At 41.4% G+C, this 18,971-nt stretch carries 14 protein-coding genes; 5 read left to right on the top strand and 9 right to left on the bottom strand.

Annotated features, from left to right (window positions below; all coding sequences use genetic code 11):
* Window positions 1-16 precede the first annotated feature (16 nt).
* The 4 genes from LK416_10215 to LK416_10230 form a co-directional block, all read right to left on the bottom strand.
* On the bottom strand, window positions 17-2,266 hold the full coding sequence (locus LK416_10215) for an ATP-dependent RecD-like DNA helicase (protein UEA74029.1): 2,250 nt from the start codon (window positions 2,264-2,266) through the stop codon (window positions 17-19).
* Window positions 2,267-2,281: 15 nt separating this feature from the next.
* Complete coding sequence (gene mreB / locus LK416_10220) at window positions 2,282-3,274, bottom strand: rod shape-determining protein MreB (GenBank protein ID UEA74030.1); 993 nt, start codon at window positions 3,272-3,274, stop codon at window positions 2,282-2,284.
* Between the two features lie 24 nt (window positions 3,275-3,298).
* A complete protein-coding gene (locus LK416_10225) occupies window positions 3,299-5,788 on the bottom strand; it encodes a PAS domain-containing protein (GenBank protein ID UEA74031.1) in 2,490 nt (829 codons plus the stop codon).
* A 99-nt stretch (window positions 5,789-5,887) separates the two neighbouring features.
* Window positions 5,888-6,829: a hypothetical protein gene (locus LK416_10230; protein ID UEA74032.1), complete on the bottom strand. Its 942-nt coding sequence runs from the start codon at window positions 6,827-6,829 to the stop codon at window positions 5,888-5,890.
* 266 nt (window positions 6,830-7,095) lie between these two features.
* Here LK416_10230 and LK416_10235 point away from each other — a divergent pair, with 266 nt between their 5' ends.
* Window positions 7,096-7,791, top strand: coding sequence for a hypothetical protein (locus tag LK416_10235; GenBank protein UEA74033.1), 696 nt, complete (start codon window positions 7,096-7,098; stop codon window positions 7,789-7,791).
* Window positions 7,792-8,190: 399 nt separating this feature from the next.
* Here LK416_10235 and LK416_10240 read toward each other — a convergent pair whose 3' ends face one another.
* The 3 genes from LK416_10240 to metG all read right to left on the bottom strand — a co-directional run bounded on the left by LK416_10240 (window position 8,191) and on the right by metG (window position 13,717).
* Window positions 8,191-9,261 (bottom strand): FHA domain-containing protein, encoded by a 1,071-nt coding sequence (locus LK416_10240; GenBank protein ID UEA74034.1) that lies wholly within the window; start codon window positions 9,259-9,261, stop codon window positions 8,191-8,193.
* Between the two features lie 43 nt (window positions 9,262-9,304).
* A complete protein-coding gene (gene glmS, locus LK416_10245; GenBank protein UEA74035.1) occupies window positions 9,305-11,122 on the bottom strand; it encodes a glutamine--fructose-6-phosphate transaminase (isomerizing) in 1,818 nt (605 codons plus the stop codon).
* A 558-nt stretch (window positions 11,123-11,680) separates the two neighbouring features.
* The gene (gene metG, locus LK416_10250; protein UEA74036.1) at window positions 11,681-13,717 is read right to left on the bottom strand and encodes a methionine--tRNA ligase; all 2,037 of its coding nucleotides are present in this window, start codon (window positions 13,715-13,717) and stop codon (window positions 11,681-11,683) included.
* A 311-nt stretch (window positions 13,718-14,028) separates the two neighbouring features.
* Between metG and LK416_10255 the strand changes: the two genes are divergently transcribed.
* The gene (locus LK416_10255) at window positions 14,029-14,949 is read left to right on the top strand and encodes a DMT family transporter (protein UEA74037.1); all 921 of its coding nucleotides are present in this window, start codon (window positions 14,029-14,031) and stop codon (window positions 14,947-14,949) included.
* A gap of 50 nt (window positions 14,950-14,999) precedes the next feature.
* Here LK416_10255 and LK416_10260 read toward each other — a convergent pair whose 3' ends face one another.
* A complete protein-coding gene (locus tag LK416_10260; GenBank protein ID UEA74038.1) occupies window positions 15,000-15,377 on the bottom strand; it encodes a DUF2752 domain-containing protein in 378 nt (125 codons plus the stop codon).
* A gap of 9 nt (window positions 15,378-15,386) precedes the next feature.
* Window positions 15,387-15,944, bottom strand: coding sequence for a DUF4234 domain-containing protein (locus LK416_10265; protein ID UEA74039.1), 558 nt, complete (start codon window positions 15,942-15,944; stop codon window positions 15,387-15,389).
* A gap of 382 nt (window positions 15,945-16,326) precedes the next feature.
* Between LK416_10265 and LK416_10270 the strand changes: the two genes are divergently transcribed.
* The 3 genes from LK416_10270 to LK416_10280 all read left to right on the top strand — a co-directional run bounded on the left by LK416_10270 (window position 16,327) and on the right by LK416_10280 (window position 18,904).
* Complete coding sequence (locus tag LK416_10270) at window positions 16,327-17,259, top strand: ornithine carbamoyltransferase (protein UEA74040.1); 933 nt, start codon at window positions 16,327-16,329, stop codon at window positions 17,257-17,259.
* A 303-nt stretch (window positions 17,260-17,562) separates the two neighbouring features.
* On the top strand, window positions 17,563-18,477 hold the full coding sequence (gene pyrB / locus LK416_10275) for an aspartate carbamoyltransferase (GenBank protein UEA74041.1): 915 nt from the start codon (window positions 17,563-17,565) through the stop codon (window positions 18,475-18,477).
* Window positions 18,478-18,490: 13 nt separating this feature from the next.
* Complete coding sequence (locus LK416_10280) at window positions 18,491-18,904, top strand: aspartate carbamoyltransferase regulatory subunit (GenBank protein UEA74042.1); 414 nt, start codon at window positions 18,491-18,493, stop codon at window positions 18,902-18,904.
* Window positions 18,905-18,971 lie beyond the last annotated feature (67 nt).

Here is an 18,971-nt window from a genome sequence, read left to right on the forward strand (position 1 = left end):
CTTTATAACTCTGAATTTATGCCAGTTCTGCCAGTCGTTCAGCAAATGTTGTATACCTCTTCTGTTCGTCGATATTATCGATCATTGTCTTAACCAGACCGATATTGCCTACGATCACAACACCCTTTCTGGCTCTCGTAACTGCCGTATAGAGCAGATTCCGGTTCAACAACTTTGCCGGTCCTGTAAGAAGTGGAATCACTACGACCGGATATTCGCTTCCCTGTGATTTATGTATCGTGATGGCATAAGCATGTTCCAGTTCATCAAGCTGGGAATAAAGGTAATCTACCAGTCTTCCGTCGTCGTATTCAACAACAATCTTCTGATCGAATTCATCGATTTCTTTTATAAAACCAACATCTCCGTTAAATACACCTACGCCCTCTTCCTTCACAAAGCGGTCCTTTGCATCCATGATCTTCCACTCTAGCTTATAGTTGTTTTTGATCTGCATGACCTTGTCACCCTTACGGAATACAACATCATTTTTCTCTTTCTCCGGTATGCTTCTGCTCGAAGGATTCAGGATCTCCTGCAATCGTTTATTCAGATTCTCGACACCCAGCTCATACTTACGCATCGGAGTAAGCACCTGGATATTCATCGGGTCAACCTGAAAGAAGCCCGGCAAACTGTCTAAGATTAAATGCTTCAATTCCGCAATGATATCCTGTGATCCCTGTCTTGGAATATAGAAGAAATCTCTGCTCTTATTATTAATCTCGAGTTGCTTTCCCGCATTGATCAAATGGGCATTCGTAATAATGTCACTATTCTCACCCTGTCGGAATATCTTGTCCAACACCGTTACAGAGAATACCCCCGAACGAATGATATCCTTTAATACATTGCCCGGTCCGACCGATGGAAGCTGATTGGAATCTCCTACCAGTACCAGCCTGGTTCCCGGCATGATCGCTTGCAGCAGGCTGTAGAACAGACTGCTGTCTACCATTGACATCTCATCTATTATGATCACATCCGCTTCTAACGGATTATTTGAATTTCTTACAAATGTATAAGCAGAGCGGTTGCCTTCTTCATCAATCCCGCCACCGGACAGCTCCAACAGGCGATGGATCGTCTGTGCCGTATATCCGGTTGCCTCGGTGATTCTCTTTGCCGCGCGTCCGGTCGGTGCCGCAAGCAGCAGTTCCAAATTCAGCTTCTCAAACATCTTGATCATGGCATTGATCGTTGTTGTTTTACCGGTACCCGGTCCACCTGTGATCACTGCCACACCATTGTTGACCGCATTCTTGATCGCAAGTTTTTGTTTTTCTTCCAGTGTGATCTTCTCTGCTTCCTCGATTTGCGCAAGCATCTTATCCAACGGTCGATCCTCTGATGTGAAATCAAGATCGATATCTGACAGTATCCTCGCCGAATTCAGTTCAATATAATAATTTGCCGCCGCATAGACAGCAGTAACATCTCCGGCAAGCTCCTTTACGATCGCCTTACCCGTCATCTGAAGTTCTATAATCTGGCTTCCGATCTCATCTTCCAGTTCTTCATTATATGGTACATTGTCATCAACCAAGAGCGAATAGGTCTTTGCCACCAGCATCTGCTTCGGAAGATACATATGTCCGAGCTGGCTCGCATTTAACAATGTATATAACAGTGCAGCGCGGATACGAAAATCCGAGTCACTGCTGATCCCCATTCGCTCCGCGATCTCATCTGCCGTCTTAAATCCGACACCGTTTATGTCCTCTGCAATCTTATACGGATTTGACCGGATGATCTTATACATCTCCTGTCCATATTCATTGAAGATCTTTACCGCCAGATTGATTGATATTCCATATCCGGTCAGGAAAATAATCGCATCCTGCATCTCTTTCTTTTCATTATAAGAAACAGCGATATCTCTTGCTTTTCGTTCCGAGATACCTTTAACTTCCGCCAGTCGTTCCGGTTCTTCTTCAATTATGCGCAGAGAATCCATCTTGAATTTTTTAACGATACGTTTTGCCAGTGCCTCACCGACACCCTTTATGATACCGGAACCCAGATATCGTTCTATACTTATCATATCATCCGGCATTTTTATTTCATAAGAATTAAATTTGAATTGGAGATCATACTGGGGATGATTGACATATTCCCCTTCCGCAGATATATAGATTCCCTCACTGACACCGTGAAGGGTTCCGACAAAAATGTCTTCGCCGTCTTCACCCTCTACAGTGAAAACGGCGTAGCCATTGTCGTCATTTTTATAGATAACTTTTTCAACATAACCTTCTTTTATCACAACAAGTCTCCTGCGTTACTCTTTCTTACTGTTGAGTAATTCGATATATTTTCCTGTTCCGATAGCAACTGCACGAAGCGGATCTTCGGCAGTCATGGTTGTAATTCCTGTCTTTTCTTCCAGAAGCTCCTCCAGTCCATGAAGCAAAGCTCCTCCACCGGTTAATACAATACCTCTGTCAGCAATATCTGCTGCCAGTTCAGGCGGAGTACGTTCCAGAACGGAGTGAACAGCCTCACATACCTGTGATGCAGGTTCTCGGAGTGCTTCTTCTGTCTCATCTGAGGTTACGGTAACTGTCTTCGGAAGTCCGGTTACAAGATTTCTTCCGCGGATATCCAGTGTGATATTCTCAGGTCTTCTAAAACATGTACCGATCTTGATCTTGATCTCCTCTGCAGTTCTCTCACCGATCAGAAGATTGTGTTTTTTTCTCATAAAACGTACGATTGCTTCATCAAAATCATCTCCGGCAACCTTGATGGATGCACTTACAACCGGACCGCCCAGAGATATAACCGCGATATCCGAAGTTCCGCCACCGATATCAACGATCATGTTGCCACATGGTCTGTAGATATCAATTCCTGCTCCGATTGCTGCTGCCACCGGTTCTTCTATGATAGACACGTCTCTTGCGCCTGCTGCGTAAGTTGCGTCCTCTACTGCTTTCTTCTCAACCTCTGTTACCTGTGAAGGCACACATACACTGATACGAGGTCGTCTTCCAAAGTAACTTCTGCCTACTGCTTTCTGAACAAAATACTTTAACATCTTTTCTGTTATTGTGTAGTCCGATATAACGCCCTGACGAAGCGGGCGGATTGCTACGATATTTCCCGGTGTTCTTCCAAGCATAAGTCTGGCTTCTTCACCGATCGCTACTATTTTATTTGTATCTCTGTCATAGGCAACTACGGACGGCTCTTTTAATACAACGCCCTTGCCTTTTACATATACCAATATACTGGCGGTACCTAAATCTATACCGATATCTGAACTTGCCATGATTGGTCCCCTTTCTGGTTACTGTTAATCCTGTACATCCCTTAATATTACAAGAGATGCCTTTCTTCCGTCAAGCCATTTCATGCTGACTTCGGATAAATCCATGATCTTGTCGAACTGTCTTATATAGCTTCTCCAGCTTACCTCTTTCCGTTCAGTAAGGAACGGCTTCTGTACGGTCGCCACACCCTTAAATGTATCATTCAGATCACGGATCAACGTCTTACTGTCTTTTCCTGTAAAATCATATCCAAGCATATCATTTAACGGCTGATTGGAGAACAATACCTCCCCCGTCTCTTCATCACGGATAAAGATGCCGATCTTGATATGATTATAAGTATCTACCAGAAGCTTATTTACCATTCGGATATTACCATCACCTTCTATTCTGGCAAGGATACCCTGAATGACATTCCGAATGTCCTTCGAGAATTCAATATCATCCTCTGACCATATCTTATCCGTATGGTTATTCGCCATAACGATACATCCGCTGATAATATTATTGATCTCTATACTGAGTGCAACAAAGCTTGTTACACCGATCTGTTCCATATTACTCTGAAAATTCTTAAAGTCATGGTTCTTATCCGCTACAATGCAGTCATATGTTCTTTCCTTACTGTGCGCAAAGAATTTCTTACCCTTCTGCCATTCTTCCACATATTCTTCCGCAGACATGCTTTTTTCCCTTGACCAGATATGGCTGCACATATACTCCTGATCTTCGTTCAGTGAGTATATCGCCATAACATCGATGCCCAGATAATCACCGGTTCTTTCCAAAATATTGCTGATTGTCTTATTATCATCGCTGTCCATGGAACTGAGTGCTTCTGTCAGGATCTTCTGTCTCTGGATCTTTTCCTCTAACAACATTTCAACAGATTTGCTCCGTTCTGCTTCTTTAGACAGAACCTTGTCATTATATGCATATTCTGAGAAGATATTGCACATATTCCACTGGATCTTATATACCTTCTTCATCTTTGCAACATCTGCTGTATCATATCCGCACAGAATCCAGGTTGCGATATGTTTCTCTCCGATCTTAACCGGTGCACCGCAGATAATACTTCCATCTATACCATCATCCATCTCCATAATGACCGGAACATTGTTCTGGAGGATCACCTCATTTAACTTCACAATGATGCTCTTATACTGAGGTTTCTCAAAAAGATCATAAAAGCTTCCCATATGCAGAGACGGTCCTGCCGGTTCTACAAGCTGATCACCCGCCGGAGATACAACCGTTGAATACAGTCCGCTTAAGCCTGCAAATGCTTTTACAATACTGTTCCATTTGTCTTTATCGATACTCTCGCTCGTATATTCATTCTCATCTACAGTCGTGTTCATAATGTAAGAAAGCTTGTCTTCATACTCTTTCTTAGCTTCCTCTACACTGTTCTGCAACTTCTTGTTCTCAGTAATATCTGTTATAAAGAACTCGATCGTATAAGAAGAATCCTCTGCCTGTGTGATACTGTTCTGGGAACGAACCCATCTGACATTTCCATAATCATCTACGATACGATACTCGTCCTCATAATCAGATCCACCACTCTTTAACACATTCTTCGCTTTCTGAATAACTCTTGCGCGATCCTGCGGATGAACATAGTCTTCTGTCAATTTATTCCCAGCCATAAGTGCATCTACATTCATTCCAAGCAATCTGGCATTCGGTGTAATGTATTTCAATATGCTGTGTCCTCTGCTAATGGATTTTACCATCACAAGACTCTTGATCTTGTTCATAACAGATAATATATATTCACCTTTTTCCCCATCATAGGAATGCTTTTTTTCTTTTACAAATAGTAGTTCAATGCCATCGGCACCTCCGTCCGGCGACTTTACGATATGACAGTTCAGCATCATAGTAGTGATCGCACTTTCTGCCGATACAAAACGTACCTTCATCTCAAAATCCGTATGCCCGGTATTCTCCGCCTTATAAAGATTCCCGATCAGGATATCATAGTCATTCTTAACTATAATATCGCGAATGCCTACAGCTCCACTGTAAAAGTCACCTTCTTTATATCCGAATTCCGTTATATTCTTTGTTACATAACGAGTCTGCCATCTGCTGTCCGGCTTGTAGAGATACAGTGCCAGAATGCCTGCATGGTTAATAATACGTTCCAGACTCATACTTCCGATTGCTACATCGGAACGCAGTTCAAACAGCACCATATATGCTTTTTTTCCATTATATTCAAACTGATTGACAAATCCGCTTACAACCAGTCTTTTTTTCTTATTTATATTCAGCAGAAGTCGATGCCAGATGATCGTTTTTTTCTCATTTAAAATCGGCCAAAACTCATCACTGGACATAAACTTATCCGGTGCCATCGTAATCGAATCGATCTGATTACCGACCAGTTTTACCGCTGCATTGTTGATACTTAAAACTTCTCCATCCTCGCAGAATACAACTGCGGGATATTCAATATGGCTCAGAAAATCTGAATAATTACTGATTTTGCCTATCTCCAAATGTATCCCTCTTTTCTCTTATGCAACCCCATAGACACATAAAACTTTTCCATGTCAGCCATAGAAAAGTTTCATGTATTTAAAATATCGCTGTTAAAATTATTCCTCTGTCTTGCTGTCTTCACTGCCGGCAGCTGTTTCTTCTTTCTCGTCGTCTGATGATACCATCGATGTTGCTTCACTCTTTAGACCTGTAAACGCCTTATCCGCAATATCCTTTGTTACACAACATGCGTCTACGACACCATCTAAGGCTGCAAGCAACTCACCCATATACTTGCTGACTGCATCGCACTCTTTCTTTACATTCTTTCTGAGTACATATGCTTCGCCGGTTGCTTTATTCGTGATAGCTTCAGCTTCCTTCTGAGCATTTTCTTTCTGAGTTCTGCACTCATAATCTGTCTTTGCACTTAATGCTTCGGCAGCTTCATGTGCTTTATTTCTTGTACGTTCACTGTCGCTGTAAGCCTGTTCCTTCAGACTTGCACAGGTTGCTTCTGTCTCATCATACATCTGCTTGCACTTTTCATTTGTCTCTGTTTCAAGTGCATTGCAACGATCTGTTGTCTCTTTCTCCATTGCTTCGCATTTTGCAGTCATCTCTGCATGCTGAGCTTCACACTCTTTATTTGTCTGGGCGATCAATGCATCCGCACTCTCTCTTGCCTCTAAGAGTGTTCTTGAAATAGACTCATATCTTCCTGCTGATTCGAATTCTTTCTGCTTATAAGCATTTACCTGCTCTTTCAGGGATTCGATCTCGCTTTCATATTCGGAATTCTTAGTCTTAAGTCCTTCGATCGTCTTATTCGACTCTGTCAGGTTTACTTCTCTCATGGTCTTAAGGCTTAATACAGCTTCGCTGAGCTTATTTACATTTGCTTTTAACTCATTAACTTCCTTCTCATGGTCAGCCTTTAACTCCTCAATATAATAATCAACCGAATTCTTATCATATCCACCAAATGTTACAGTCTTAAATGTAGACTCTGCCTTTACTTCTGTTTCATCAAAATTATCTTTGTTCTCTTTTGCCACGATAATCCCTCCAAAATAATCTATTATTTAAGCTGCGCCCGATGTCTTAACAGGATCTGTTACCGGCATCCCTTTCTATGTGTGTGTGATACTCATGCTTTCCGGCGCAAATGCTCATTTTCTGTAAACATCAATTGAAATGATTATAACACACCCTTATTGTTTTGCACAATTATTTTTTCTTAATTTAGTTACAAAGCACATATTTTGTGCTATATTGAACGAAGAAAATACAAATCGAACTGTTAGGAGGAATTTTTATCAACATGAAACGTACAAGAAACTATCTGACAGCCATTCTTATGATCGTGATCGGTCTTATCTCACTTACCGGCTGTGGTCAGAAGAAAGCTACTGCATACCAGTCGTATGTGAAAAATCTTCTCGATGTCAATTACAAAGGTGATTACACCAACTACATAAAAGAAAACAAAGGAAATGAAACCGACGCACTCGCTATGTATCAGGAATGTCTGTCAAATCTGGCAAATCAGCTGATCTCGCACTACAACCTGAATACAAATAAGTCTGTCGAGGTTACCCAGACTTTCACGACTCTTGCAACTACGATCTATAGTAATGCAAAATATGAAGTCTCTGAAAGTTATAAAGAAAATGGCGATTATTATGTGGATGTAACTATTTATCCGATCGCAGTCTTAGACCAATCCTACGATGAGATCATGTCATATATAGAGGATTTCAACAAGGATGTCAATAATGGCGTATATAACGATGTTAAGAAAGAGGAATACGATAAGAAGTTTGCAAACGGAATCGCCTCCATCCTCACTTCTCATGCAGAGAATCCTGAATATAAAGATGCCGTTGTCGTAAAAGCACTTATCAACGATGATGGCGAATACTACAGTATCGCATCCGACAGCCTCACGGAGATCGATCAGGCGATGGTCGCCACCGAAACCGCCGACGCTACGGAAACCGACACTTCCGAAGAATAAACGAGTGAACGACAACTGCACCAATTTTTATCTTAAAAAAAGAACAATACCCTTTCACTACGCAGAACACTCTCGTTCTATTTCTCACATAGCGGTACTAAACTTCCACCTAATGGTGGTTCGTTAAGGACCGACGTTCGTAACTAAGACCTTAGCGAGGCTCACCGAGGTTAGTTCGAAGTTATACCGAGTAAAAAAGTCTGCTGCATGAAAGATATTGTTCTTTTTTCTATCTATACATACTACACACTGTTGTCTTTCTGCCTACTGATAAAATACTTACAGAATAGTTATACAAAAAGGCTTCGTCTGTCAGAAACAAGACGAAGCCCCTTTTGTTTAAATGATCATATCCAGCATTTATTTGTTCGATATCATAAAGCGATACTTTTATTTTGTTTATTTCTCGCGGAATGTGAATTCCTCGTTTGCAAGTTTGAATTTACTGCCATCGATCAGCATCATGTCTGTGCCGCTGTTGATGATCTTTCCGCCGAGGTAGGTGTGATTGGTTGATTTGTTATCACGCAGATAATAAACGCCATTGACGTTGATGATATATGCATGACGACGGCTGACGGAATTGTTGTCTGTTACCTGATAATCAACACCCTGTGCCGACTTACCGATACAGAAGATCGGCTTGTCTATCTTGATACGCTCACCGGTTCTGGTTCTAACGATCACAGGTCCCGGTTTGCCCTTTGTTGCATTTGTAAGAACTGTCGTTGATGTTGCATCAGATTCGTCATCATCGAATCCGATATCACTGCCGGAATAATCTTTTACTTCCTTCGCCAGCTTAAAGCTTGGAGTTGATACAACAGTTGTCTGCAACGGAGCTTCTGTATTTTCTTCTACAGCTTCTGCCATCTGCGGTCTTACAATAAAATGCTGTTCATCTTCCGGATGAACATTATTATCATTCTTCATATCTGTGATAAACTTATAGAACTCTGACAGATAAAATGATGGATTGTGATCAAAAAACTTGATCAGTTCATATCCACAATCTGATGCTTTTTTATTTGCAAAATCAAGTTTGTTGATCAGATCTCTGACGAACTTCTCCATATTGCATTTTTCCATCGGTTTATCAATCGGAAGGAATACAAGCTGTACACTCATATCCTCCAGATTCAAATACATGTATCCAATATTCAGGATAACCTTTCCCAGTGGCATATCATTCGCCTTCAGATACATCAGCTGGTCTGTTATACTGAACATGATATCTACCAGTTCATCTCTGTGAATCTTCTTGGTGATAAACTGATTCATCGTAATCATGGCCGGAATCGAATATGTAAGTGCTCTCTGTCCATCAATATACTCTTCATGACAAAAGCTGTTGTTTCCTACAAATGATGTATTGTACAGCTCGACTTCATTATGAAGGATCTGGACATCATCTTCAATTTTAAAATATAATTTGTACTCGTCGCACAAATAGGTCTTCTCTGTGCTCATAATAACACCCTCCGCAATTATTCTCCAGCCACTCAAGTCCCCTTTACTCTACCGTAACAGACTTGGCAAGATTACGTGGTTTATCTACATCCAGCCCTTTCGCATCCGATGTGTAATATGCGATCAACTGCAAAATAACAGCCGCTGCAAATACTGTAAATAAACTATCCTGCTTAGGTATTCTTATATGCTTATCACATATCTGGGTATCAGTAACTTCATCACCCATACTAATTAGAATAACATATGCTCCCCTGGCTTTTACTTCCCTTATATTTGAAACCATCTTCTCGTAAACAGCCGGCTGAGTCGCTAATGCGATAACCGGTACATTCTCTGTGATCAGAGCAATCGTACCATGTTTTAACTCACCCGCCGCATAAGCCTCCGCATGAACATAGGATATCTCCTTCAACTTCAGAGCCCCCTCCAGTGAAAGAGTATAATCCATGCCCCTTCCGATAAAAAATGCATCCGGAGCCATTTTTATATAATTAGCGACAGCCTTGACCTCATCTGCCTGAAGCAGGGTTTCTTCGATCACCGGAATTGTTCCAAGTAATTTACCGATAAATTCCTTTGCCCGATCTTCTGAATAAATACCTTTTACAAGTCCAAGTCTGCAACCGATTAAATACATTGCTGCCATCTGAACCGAATATGCCTTTGTGCTTGCTACCGCAATCTCCGGTCCGGCATGTGTGTATAACACATAATCACTTTCTCTTGCAATTGTAGAACCCTTTACATTTACAATCGAAATAACCTTTGAACCACATCGTTTTGCCAACCGCATCGCCTCCAGAGTGTCGATCGTCTCGCCAGACTGGGAAGTAACGATAACCAGTGTCTTCTCATTGATCAGTGGTTCTTTATATCGAAATTCCGATGCGATCTCAACATTTACCGGTATACGAAGCTCCGATTCGATCATTGCCTTGCCAACAATTCCTGCATGCATCGCTGTTCCGCATGCGATCACTGTAATGTTTTCGCAATTTTTGAACACCTCATCATCAATTCCGTCCTCTGTAAAATCAGGAAGTGAATTTACAATTCTTGGTGTGATCGTATTTCTCAGAGATTCCGGCTGCTCATAGATCTCCTTTAACATGAAATGCGGAAATCCGCCTTTCTGAGCCGCTGTGATATCCCATGTAATCTCAAGCATCTGTGGTCTTACTTCATTGCCCTTTAAGTCCTCAACCTTGATTCCACCCTCTGTCATTGTCAGAATATGATATTCCGGCACAACAAAATAATCCTTTGAGAATGAAATAATGGCTGTCAGATCGGATGCAATGATAGATCCTTCTTCACTGTGAGCCGCAACCATCGGGCTGACATTTCTCACCGCGTATATAATTCCGGGTCTGTCTGCAAACATGATACATAATGCAAACGATCCTGCAATTATCTTTACAGCTTTCCGAATCGCCGTAATCGGATCACCCTCATACAACGTATCAAGTAAGGCTGCCACAACTTCTGAGTCGGTCTCTGATACAAGCTTATCTGCTAAACCATACTCTCTTATAATATCACTGTAATTCTCAATGATACCATTATGGATCAATGCAACATTTCCACATCTATGTGGATGCGCATTTGCATCTGTAACACCACCATGTGTTGCCCATCTCGTGTGTCCGATACCGCAGGTTGAAGAATATTCTCCGTCTTTGCATAACTCTCTGAGTTCGCTTACCCTTCCTGCCTTTTTTCTGATCGTCAAAGTGTCATCATCATTCAAAAGTGCAATACCCGCACTATCATAGCCTCGGTACTCCAGCCGTTCCAGTCCATCGATCAGGATGTCCTTCGCCGGCTTTCTTCCTGTAAAACCTATGATTCCACACATATATTCAATTAACTCCTTTCGGCATATGATGCAGTTTGTTCTTTAAGTAACTGTATCACGTTCTTAACGCGACAGTCTTATCTTATAATGCATCATTCAATTATCCGGTCATGCTGTTTTGTTTTGAGATTTCTCCCATATTTGACATACATGTGCGCATCCGGACTCTACGTAGAGGCATCCGCCGAATTTTCGATAACCTCCATCCTCGTTACCCTTCTCAACAGGCTGTACCGACCAACCACGTTTACACCGCATCTGTCAGTCCTTCAATGCCAGGATAAAAGGGACATGGCGCTAAGATTTCTAAATCTTTCCAAATCTGCTGTCTCCTTGTATAAGCAGACATTAAAATTCTATCATAGACCTACCAATAAATCAACGACTTCATACCTGTAAGCCTGTGATTTATTTTTTTATGCAGCACATACCGGATCACAGCCGATATACCACAGAACAACGTTTTTTTGCTCCATACGCTTTACTCTAAGCGGAACAGGAAATTCTGCTGACCTTCTGCTATATCATCTGTGATCCGTTATGACTTTCTTTTATAAACTAGCTGATAAATGAACCACCCGGCAAGCCCTTCTCAGTTGTAAGCAGAGACAGGTTACCTTCTGCATCTTCCGCGCATAAAAGCATACCTTCCGATACAACTCCGGCAAGCTTACATGGCTTCAGATTCACGATCGCAACAACACGCTTTCCAACCATTTCCTCCGGTGTATAGAAGCCTTTGATTCCCGAAACGATCTGTTTTACATTGTTCTCACCGAATTTTACCTGTGAACATAACAGTTTTCTGGAATTCTGAACTTCTTCGCAGGCAATGATCTCTCCGATCATCAGCTGCATTTTCTCGAATTCTTCAATGGTGATCTGCTGTTTATTTAATACAGAAGGATCTGCATTCAAAGCAGCGACCTTAGCTTCTGCCTGTTTCATTTTCTTCTTTTCTTCGGAATTCTCTTTTTCTTCCTTCTGCTTCTTTGCTTTCTCGTAGATAGTTTCTTCTACCGGAGGTGCAAACTTGGCAACTTCTGCCATAACTTCCTTTACGTCCAGTCTTGCGAACAGGATCTCAGGAGTTTCTGTTACCTTGTTTCCGGATGGGTAAAGTCCGAATCTTCCAAGCTCTGTTACCTTTCTCTTTGCAGCATTTAACTGGTTCAGGATCTTAACAGAGGTATCCGGCATATATGGCTCCAGAAGGGACGCACCGATCACGATGCTCTCAACCAGATTATATAATACGGTATTCAGACGATCCTGCTTTGTTTCATCTTTTGCAAGTGCCCAAGGCATCGTCTCATCGATATATTTGTTGCATCTCTTGAATAAGGTGAAAATCTCTGAGATCGCATCTGCAACCTTTAACTTATCCATGCATTCTGCGACCTTGATACGGCAGTTTAATACGACATTCTTCAGATCTTCATCTACTTCTTCTGTTACTCCGGTATTCGTAACTACGCCGCCAAAATATTTATTTGACATGGAGATCGTACGATTTACCAGATTTCCGAGTGTATTTGCAAGCTCGGAATTGATTCTTTCTACAACCAGCTCCCATGAAATGATTCCGTCATTCTCAAATGGCATCTCATGCAGAACGAAGAAACGGACTGCATCCACACCAAACAGACGGACCATATCATCCGCATACATTACATTTCCCTTGGACTTACTCATCTTACCGTCATTCTGGATCAGCCATGGATGTCCGAAGATCTGCTTTGGAAGCGGTACTCCAAGTGCCATCAGCATGATCGGCCAGTAGATCGTATGGAATCTTAAGATATCCTTTCCGATCAGGTGTAAGTCAGCCGGCCAGTATTTCTTATATAATTCATCATTATTACCGTCTACATCATATCCAAGACCTGTGATATAGTTTGATAATGCATCGATCCATACATAGATTACATGCTTGTCATCGAAATCAACCGGGATGCCCCACTTGAAGGATGTTCTGGATACACACAGATCCTGAAGTCCCGGCTTGATGAAGTTGTTGATCATCTCGTTCTTTCTGGACTCCGGCTGAATAAAATCAGGATTCTGCTCAATGTGCTTCATCAGTCTGTCCTGATATTTGCTGAGTTTGAAGAAATATGCTTCCTCTTTTGCTTCCTGTACCGGTCTTCCGCAGTCCGGGCATTTGCCGTCTACAAGCTGTGAATCTGTAAAGAAAGATTCACATGGAGTACAGTATTTTCCTACATATTCTCCCTTATATATGTCACCCTGATCGTACAGCTTCCTAAAAATCTTCTGAACCTGTCTCTCATGATCTGCATCTGTTGTTCTGATAAATTTGTCGTAAGATGTGTTCATCAGATCCCAGATATCCTTAATCTCGCCTGAAATCTCGTCAACGAATTCCTTTGGAGTCTGCATGTTCTCAAAAGCCTTGTTCTCGATCTTCTGACCATGCTCATCGGTTCCGGTCTGGAATCTTACATCATATCCTGCGAATCTCTTGTACCTTGCAATGCTGTCAGCCAACACGATCTCGTAGGTGTTGCCTATATGAGGTTTACCTGATGCATATGCAATGGCGGTTGTAATATAATACGGTTTTTTTGCCATTTCAAAAACCCTCCTTGATAAAACTACAAACACGAATGAAATGTCTGCGCTATTTTTTCTGGCAATCTTATGTGGCCAGATAACAAAAATTATATGCCTTTTTTGTGCAAATTGTCAACAGATTCCATTTGTTTTTATACAGTTTTTGCAACCTTCATCTCTAAATAAAATTATGTCTTTTTTTTCGGATTTCTTTTGTGCTATAGTATGTCCGAACAGTGCGATCATGTAATACCGCACGACACATCTGCGGATCTGCCGTCATCTGTTACTGTTTAAAATTATACTTTTATTATTGAGGTTATTCTGTCATGAAATTTTTTTTAACGAAAACACCTGTTGTTATCACACTTGCACTCATCTGCTGTGCCTTATGGGGAAGTGCGTTTCCCTGCATCAAGATAGGCTACCGTATGTTTGCGATCGGCGGAAATGATACCGCATCCCAGATCCTGTTCGCCGGCATCCGTTTTCTGCTCGCCGGACTTATGGTTATCCTTATCTGCAGCTTCATATATAAAAAGCCTTTGATCCCACATAGCGGGGCAACGATCAAACGTATCTTTATCCTGTCATTGTTCCAGACTATCCTGCAATATGTCTTCTTTTACGTCGGTCTGGCAAATACGACCGGAAGCAAGGCAGCGATCATTGAAGCGGCAAACGTCTTTCTGGCGATCCTTGTATCGGGTCTGTTATTTAAAATGGAAAAGGTTACATCCAAAAAGATGCTTGGATGTCTGATCGGATTTATCGGAGTTGTTATCATCAATCTGGGGAATGGTGTAGACGCGCATTTCTCTCTCACCGGAGAAGGCTTCATCCTGTTATCAACAGTGGCTTATGCTTTCTCTTCAGTTATCATCAAATATTTTTCCGATAAGGAGAATCCTGTTCTGCTCAGTGGCTGGCAATTCTTTGTCGGCGGCTTCGTGATGATCCTCTGCGGTCTGGCCGGAGGCGGACATATCGCGGGAGGCTCTGCTCCTGCTGTCCTACTTCTGCTCTATATGGCGTTCATCTCGGCCTGCGCCTATACATTATGGAGTCTGCTGTTAGCGCACAACCCGGTATCAAGAATTGCCGTCTTTGGTTTCTCGAATCCGGTCTTTGGCGTACTGTTATCAGCTCTGCTTCTGCATGAAACATCTGCCTTAAATATCCGCTGTCTGGTCGCACTTGTTCTTGTCTGCGTAGGCATTATCCTTGCAAATAAAGAAAAAGCCAAGTAAAAAATGCCATGTATCATCAAATTCGCCTGATGATATATGGCATTTTATTTTTATAGATTTCTCACAACGCCGAATATCAGCGCTGCTACGATCAGTATATAGATCAGAACCGTATCCACTGTACCAAGCCGATATGTATCTCTTTTTATATAGTTCAAATCTCCCCTGACTATCAGATATATGATACATGGTCCTGCAATGTACAAAAACGGATTATAGGAAAAGGATGTCCGTATCTCTCCTTTTAATAAAGACAGGCACGCTCTGGTTATCCCACAACCGGGGCACTGCCAACCGGTCAGAACTCGAAATATGCAGGGAACCGCCAAACCGGTCAGTCTGGCAAATGCCGCATACAGGATTCCTGCTAAAAGGATAATGACATCCCGATATATAATCTTTCGGACACGATTTTTCTTTTCTTTCATATATGTTTCTTACTGTCCGTTATATGGGTTGTTATTATCATTTCCATTGCTGTATGGATTATTGCCGCCCTGATTGTAACCACCATATTGCTGATTCTGGTTGTAACCGCCGTTATATGGTTGCTGATTCTGGTTGTAACCGCCGTTATATGGCTGCTGATTCTGGTTATAAGCTCCATACTGCTGATTCTGATATCCACCATTATACGGCTGATTATATCCTGTTGTTCCGCTGTACTTGTTAACCGCATCCTGCGCTAATGCATAGTTGATGATTCCAAGTCCAAGGAACTGAAGAACTACAAACAGGATACCGCTGTTGCTTGATGGCATACCGTTTCTGTTCTTGATGATATCGACCTTTTCACCCATCTTATATGCCCAGTACCATCCGTAAATATTACAGGTAACAATCGTAAGCAGCAGTGCCATTCCACCACCTGCCAAGTCATTCTCGCCTGACATCTCATTTGTATCATCTGTAATACATACAAACCAATAAAGCCCATAGATACCACAGGTGACAATTGACAATAAGATACACATGCCAATACTTCTTTGTTTCATACTTTCCTCCTTGCCGACGCGCCTTTCGCATCTCTTTCATAATAAAAAAAGTATAAAATATTTATAAACAACTGTCAACGAAGTTATACAAAAATATTGCACATTCGACAATGTTATTGCGTAATCTTCCGTAGTTTGTATCTTATTCTGCTTCATCCCGACAAAATTCCAATAAATTCCAACAATTGCATACAAAAAAATTGAAAAAAAATACATATCGTGATACAATTTGTTTTTCCGTTATTATTTCAATAACAATATTATAAATATGCCCTGCTTCTCTATTTTATGTTATATGAATATATGCAATTTTTCTGTATAATTTATGCATATATGCGAAGCAGTGACGAATACATACTATTTTAAAGAAGAGGTGTCAGTTATGAAAAACATGTTAAACTTCAAGGAATTCACAGCAGATGAGCTGATGGATATCCTGAACCTTGCTCTGGATATGAAGAAGAATCCGGAGAAGTACAGCGAATCATTAAAAGGTAAGAAACTTTATACTTTATTTGAAAAGACATCAACCAGAACCTTCCTTTCATTTGCAACCGGCATTACTGAACTAGGCGGTACCTACTACAACCAGTTATGGAAGGATTCCAACTTTGTACTTGGTGAACCTGTTTCCGAGATCAAATATGTCTGCCGTAATGTTGATATCATCATGGCACGTCTGATCAAGAATGAAACTGTTGAATTATTTGGCAAGAATGCAACTGTTCCGTTTATCAACGGCTGCGACAATTCCTACCATCCTTGCCAGATCCTTGCAGATGCCCTCACGATCCTTGAGAAGTTTGGAACTCTGGATGTCAATCTGATGTACATCGGTGCAAAGAACAATGTATTTAACTCCCATGTTGAATTCTTCTCCAAGATGAAGAAAGGTACTTTATACGGACTGACCCCACTTGTAAATGAGACAGCCTGCGGCCCTGATTTCTATGAAGAAGCAAAGAAAAGCGGTCATTACATCGAACTCGATCCTTCTATGTCTATGGAAGAAGCAAAAGAATATGCTAATAAGATGGATGTTCTCTACACGGATACATGGGTAGATATGGAATTCTTTAACAATCCTGCTTACCAGAAGCAGAAGGAAGAAACCCTTGCAAAAATGATGCCTTACCAGTTAAACGGCGACTTCACAAAAGACAGCAAAGCGATCGTATTCCACGATATGCCAATGCATGTCGGCTTCGAGATCTCTCAGGATGTCGTAGACAAGAACCTCGACCATATCCTTGACGAGGCCGAAAACCGCCGTCATGCCGAAAAGGCCGTAATGTACACACTCTTAAATTCATAAAACCATGGAATGTAAATAACCGCCTGTGGCATACTGTTATGTAGTAAGCCTATCCACTCTGTGTAACTTCGAACTAACCTCGGCAAAGCCTCGCTAAGGTCTCAGTTACTCGTGTCGGCACTTAGACAGCGTATTTTGCTATTTTATGTGCCGTTACACCGAGGATAGCACGAAAGTGTCTTACGAAATAACATGTATGCTCCAGGCGGTTATCTACATTCCATGGTCTTACCGGAAAAATCGGTTGCATGCCATTCAGGCAGGTGCTATAATCGTGGATAGCAAATTTGTAAGGAGGCTGCCATGAAGCATCTTATAGATCCAATGGATTTAAGTATGGAAGAGCTTGATCACATTTTAAATCTTGCTCAGGATATTATTGATCATAAGGAAAAATACAGTGAGTTATGCAAAGGAAAGAAGCTCGCTACTTTATTTTTTGAACCAAGTACAAGAACTCGTTTAAGTTTTGAAGCTGCCATGATGGAATTAGGCGGTAATGTACTTGGTTTTTCTTCTGCCAGTTCATCATCCTCATCTAAGGGTGAAAGCGTTGGTGATACGGTAAAGGTTGTAAGCTGTTATGCAGATATCATAGCTATGCGCCATTTCAAGGAAGGTGCTCCGATGCTTGCATCCATGAAATCCGATGTACCGATCATTAATGCAGGTGACGGTGGACATAACCACCCAACACAGACACTGGCTGATCTTTTAACGATCAAACGTGAAAAAGGAAGACTGGACAACCTTGTGATCGGCTTCTGCGGAGATCTGATGTTTGGACGTACCGTTCATTCTCTGATCAAAGCAATGTCCCGTTATGAAAATATCAGTTTTGTGCTTATTTCACCGGATGAATTAAAAATTCCTGATTATATCCGCACAGAAGTGATCGAGAAGAATAATATACCTTATAAGGAAGTTTCTTCTATGGAGGATGTGATCGGAGAACTGGATATCCTCTATATGACAAGAGTACAGAAAGAACGTTTCTTCAACGAAGCAGATTACATCCGATTAAAGGATACTTACATACTGGATAACAGCAAGATGGCACTTGCCCGTCCGGATATGTGTGTCCTCCATCCGCTGCCACGAGTAAATGAGATTGCTGTTGAAGTAGATGACGATCCAAGAGCATGTTATTTCCGTCAGGTATTAAATGGTAAATATGTCCGTATGGCATTAATTGCCACACTGCTTGGTTTAGCATAGGAGGTACAAACAGATGAACATAGACAGTATTCAAAACGGTATCGTACTTGATCACATTGCCGCAGGCAAGGCACTCCAGATCTATAATGACCTGCATCTCGACAAGCTGGACTGCTCCGTAGCCATTATCAAAAATGTCAAAAGCCAGAAAATGGGTAAAAAGGATATCTTAAAAATAGATCAGGATATCGACATCAACCTTGATGTCCTTGGTTATATCGATCCGGATATCTCGGTTAATATTATCCGCGACGGAAAACTGGTAGAAAAGAAAAATATCGAACTTCCGGAACGTCTGGTAGGCATCAAGAAATGTACCAATCCACGTTGTATTACCTCAACGGAACAGGGTATCCAGCACATATTCAAGCTTACCGACAGAGCACACAGGATTTATCGTTGTATTTACTGCGAAGCAGATAAATAATTTTACTTACTATTTACTTTTTGCAAAAATATGCTATAATCTAGAAGTTATCTGTGCGGTAAAGCAT

The sequence above is a fragment of the Lachnospiraceae bacterium GAM79 genome, from assembly GCA_020735665.1.
Classification (GTDB): domain Bacteria; phylum Bacillota; class Clostridia; order Lachnospirales; family Lachnospiraceae; genus Coprococcus.